Origin of the sequence: Aquiflexum sp., assembly GCF_041751335.1 — a bacterium.
GTDB lineage: Bacteria > Bacteroidota > Bacteroidia > Cytophagales > Cyclobacteriaceae > Aquiflexum.
Window position 1 is genome coordinate 1 of record NZ_JBGSXS010000249.1, and the last position, 4,078, is coordinate 4,078.

Consider the following 4,078-nt stretch of genomic DNA (forward strand, 5'->3'; position numbering starts at 1 on the left):
ATTGATCCATTGGTCACGGGGAATATTCTGTTCGGTAAGTTTGGTGATGGCATTATATGGTGCGGAATGTGCCATCAGCAATTCCAGGCGGTTGTTTTTGAGACTGAGGTGATATCCCCGCCAATTATATAGCACCGCCCCTGAACCCTTGTGGAAGATAGCCCCATCAGTCAAAGACTTTGGGACAGAAATCCAAATACTAACCGAAAAAGGCTCGCTCCGGGAAAATATACCAGAACCACCCAAATCCAGCCAGGAATCCCCGTTGAGTCTGACAGCTTTTCCTTTCAAACCATCTACAAAAGCAGGTTTCTGGTTTTTGACCTCGCTGCTTTCCATGGTTCCTTTTTGGGCAGGATTGAGGAGGTTTTGAATGGAGTTTTGATCAAATGAATAAAACCCAACCCGACTTGCCGGAAAATCCAGTTTGGAAATTTTTTGAAAAGAACTGGATGCCAACCAAGTCTGAAAAGCCTCTTCTTCCTTCTCAGCCACTTTTTTCAGTTCCTCTTCCTCCCTATTTTTTTGGGAAAGCAGGAATGAAAGCATGTTGTCTTTCTCCGAATCTGTCAAAAGCATCGTCGGAACAGGCATGGCATCATCCCAAGAAATCTGACCGGCCTCATCCACCTGATTGAAAAAACTGCTGAGCTCAAAGAAATTCTTTTGGGAAATCGGATCGTATTTATGGTCATGACACCGCGCACAACCCAGCGTCAAAGCCATAAAAGCCTGACCCATGGTACTTGTCCGGTCCACCACATATTCCACCCGAAACTCCTCCTCCACAATTCCACCTTCCATATTTTGGGGATGAATTCGGTTGAAGGCTGTTGCAATCAGCTGGTCTTTGGTTGGATCGGGAAGAAGATCGCCTGCCAACTGATGGGTGATAAATTGGTCGTAGGAAAGGTTTTGGTTGAAAGCCTTGATTACCCAATCCCGATAGGGTGATGCGTCCCGATACCGGTCCACAGTGTAGCCATGGGTATCGGCAAACCTCGCAATGTCCATCCAATGCATAGCCATTTTCTCCCCATAATGCGCTGAATTGAGTAATCTGTCAACCTGCTTTTCATAAGCATTGTCGGAGGGATCAGCTAAAAAAGCATCTATCTCAGTAAGGCTTGGAGGCAAACCTGTCAAATCCAGACTCAATCTTCTCAAGAGCGTTTCCTTATCCGCCTCCTGCGATGGTTTGATTCATTCCTGTTCCAGTTTACTTAGGACAAAGTGGTCAATGGGATTTTTGGTCCAAGTTTTATCTTTTATTTTCGGAATGTCATGTTTTTGCGGTGGGATAAAGGCCCAATGCTTTTTGTATTCGGCCCCATCTTCAATCCATTTGATCAGGATAGCCTTTTCCTTTGGGCTGAGCACCAAATTCGATTCCTGGGAAGGCATCCGGTACTCCAGGTCTTCTGAAATGATCCGGTGAAAAAGTTCACTTTTACGGAGGCTTCCTGGTTTGATGGCAAACTTGCCGGGGGAGTCTTTGAGAGAGGCAAAAGCCATTTCAGGATCGTGCAAACTCAAACCTGCTTTTTGTGCTGCCAAGTCAGGACCATGACAGGCGAAGCATTTATCCGAAAGAATCGGCTTGACATGGTTATTGAAATCCAGTGCTTCCGGCAATTCCTCATAGGCTGCCCGCACCTCTTCCGGGAGTTCAGTGCTACAGGAAATCAAAAAGAAAATAAAGCAGAAGAAACTCAGTATTCTTAAGACCATTTGAAATCTAATCACAGGATTAAATTAACGGAATTTCAACTAATATCCCACCTGCTATATCCTGTATTGTGGAACAATGCTAACTTGTAAGATTTGTTTCCCCAATTAGATTAAATTTCCTCTTTGTTTTATCTTATCGTGTAACTCACATTGCGTCCGCTTCCTTGTTTTTCAATCAAACCTTTATTGAGCAACTCCGACAAAATTCGTTTTACGGTTGGTGAAGGTATCCCCAATTTTTCGGCAATTTTCCCCGACTGGATGTTCGGACGGATTTGAATAATCGTAAAAATTGATTTTTCCTTGGGCGAAAGCTGTGTTTCCAAACCGCTTTTTTGCAATTTGGTCATTAGTTGCGATTGAATATTTGACAAGGAACTCAAAAAGAACTGCATCCAAACGGTTACATCTTCGTTGGGACTTTGTGTCTGACAACTTCTTAGAACTTGATAATATTCGTTTTTTCGGTTTTCAATTTCGTGCTCAAAACTCACGTATTGGATCCATTTATATCCGTTTTTGAGCAACAAAAGTGTTGAAATCAAACGGCTCAACCTGCCGTTTCCGTCTTGGAAAGGGTGAATGCTCAAAAAATCATAGACAAAAGATGCTACTTTAATTAACGGATGTACTTCCGTTTCGGAATTATACTAATTAAGCAAAGCTCTTATGGCATCTTCGGTGGCAAATCCCGCTTCGGTGGTTTGAAAAATGATTTCTCGTGTGCCGTCAGGAAATGAGGCTTCAACTGCATTGCTATGCACCTTAAAGTTGCCTTTATGCCATTCGTCTTTGGTACTGTATTTCATCAAACTAATGTGTAAACCTTTGATTTGGCTTTCGGTAAAGTTTATGTTTTCGTAAGACTCCGAAATCAAATCCAATACTTCAAAATAACCGACTACTTCCTGCGAATCTCTGTCGGTAAGTTTCGTAATGTCAATTTTTTGAAGCAACACATCAACCTCCTCATCACTCATTTTGTTGCCTTCAATGCGGTTTGAAGCCCCTACGCTTCGCACGGTAGCAATGCTTTTCAACTCTTTGAGGCTTTGCCCTTCTTTGCGTTCAATGGCTGTCCAATTTGCATCAAAACGATCTATTTCACTGATTAGGTTAATCAGTTTCCAATCAATATTCAGTTTAAAATTATATACCCCGTTCTCCATTTTGATACGATTTGATACGCAAAGATACGATTACTATTTGAAATTGCATACCCAAAATGATACGATTTGATACGTTTAGATTTGATTATGATACGAAAAATGTCATTATTTTCAGTTGTAAGGTTGCCTGCTGTGAGTTCGTCACGCCTTGCAACGTTTTATCTGCCTGGAAAAAACAAACTTAGCAATTAAATATAGTGAGATATGTCTGGTTTTCTATCCCTGAATATCTTAAACCTCTAACACACTATTTATAATGCAAACTTCAAACCTCCTTTACACGTCAAGAAAGGTTTATCAAAAACCACTATTCCCAACTACAATGTTGACCTTCAGACAAAAAAAATGGTTGTTTAAAACCCTTTAAATCATTGTAATTCAACTGTGTAGCCTCGACAAGAATCCCTGCCTGCCGGCAGGCAGGGAACTTGTATCCAAAGTTTAGGAGAAAATAATCCCGATTATGTGATAGATTTCAAGAATTCCTTACCTATTCCTTACTTTAAATACTTTTCCCGGTATCTGGCCTGAGACCTTGACTCTGCACTTTCCTTATAGATGAGAACCCATGGCAGAAATGCTTTTGTTGATCGGGTTTTGGCTGAATTGTGCTCAGCTACTCTTTTATCAACATTAGAAGTCATACCGACATAAATCCTGTTATCAATTTGGCTTTTGATTGCAAATAACCAGTACATTGGATAAAAATAAAAAAAACCGCTGAATTTTCAGCGGTTTTATGAGTAGCCTCGACGGGAATCGAACCCATATCTAAAGTTTAGGAAACTTCTATTCTATCCATTGAACTACGAGGCCATATTTAGACGGTCAGAAGCGAGAGGTTAGACTACGCCTTCTTGCGTCTTAAGGCTATTTTTTTTAAGACTATTAGAAGTGAGATACTGGAAGTTAGACTTGGAGATCTTGATAATTAAATAAAGGGTCTCGTTTCTCGCCTCTAATCTCTCGCTTCTAAATTAAGCCGCAATTTAAAGCATAATCCTTCATTCAAGCAAATATATTGAGAGGCATTTGTGCATTTCGAATTATTAATTCTATCTTTGCAGTCCAAAAAATTAAGATGGACGGGATCCATCAATTCACTAAATATCAAATTTATATGGCAGTAAAAATCAGATTATCGCGTAGAGGCAGAAAAAAAATGGCCATCTATGACG

5 protein-coding genes, 1 tRNA gene and 1 pseudogene are annotated in these 4,078 nt (G+C 40.7%); all 7 read right to left on the reverse strand.

Annotated elements, in window-relative coordinates:
* Positions 1-1,203, reverse strand: a 1,203-nt coding sequence (locus ACEW8U_RS14040) for a DUF1549 domain-containing protein (protein ID WP_373522685.1), incomplete at its 3' end; no start/stop codon positions are given.
* The gene (locus ACEW8U_RS14045) at positions 1,204-1,746 is read right to left on the reverse strand and encodes a c-type cytochrome domain-containing protein (RefSeq protein WP_373522682.1); all 543 of its coding nucleotides are present in this window, start codon (positions 1,744-1,746) and stop codon (positions 1,204-1,206) included.
* Positions 1,747-1,859: 113 nt separating this feature from the next.
* Entirely contained in the window at positions 1,860-2,126 is a 267-nt protein-coding gene (locus tag ACEW8U_RS14050; RefSeq protein ID WP_373522686.1) for a helix-turn-helix domain-containing protein, read from the reverse strand.
* Positions 2,127-2,267: 141 nt separating this feature from the next.
* A pseudogene (locus ACEW8U_RS14055) lies at positions 2,268-2,360 on the reverse strand (Fic family protein); the annotation flags it as partial.
* A 21-nt stretch (positions 2,361-2,381) separates the two neighbouring features.
* Positions 2,382-2,900, reverse strand: coding sequence for a hypothetical protein (locus tag ACEW8U_RS14060; protein WP_373522683.1), 519 nt, complete (start codon positions 2,898-2,900; stop codon positions 2,382-2,384).
* A 497-nt stretch (positions 2,901-3,397) separates the two neighbouring features.
* On the reverse strand, positions 3,398-3,598 hold the full coding sequence (locus ACEW8U_RS14065; RefSeq protein WP_373522684.1) for a GIY-YIG nuclease family protein: 201 nt from the start codon (positions 3,596-3,598) through the stop codon (positions 3,398-3,400).
* A gap of 46 nt (positions 3,599-3,644) precedes the next feature.
* Positions 3,645-3,716: transfer RNA gene (locus tag ACEW8U_RS14070), tRNA-Arg, on the reverse strand.
* Between the last annotated feature and the right edge of the window lie 362 nt (positions 3,717-4,078).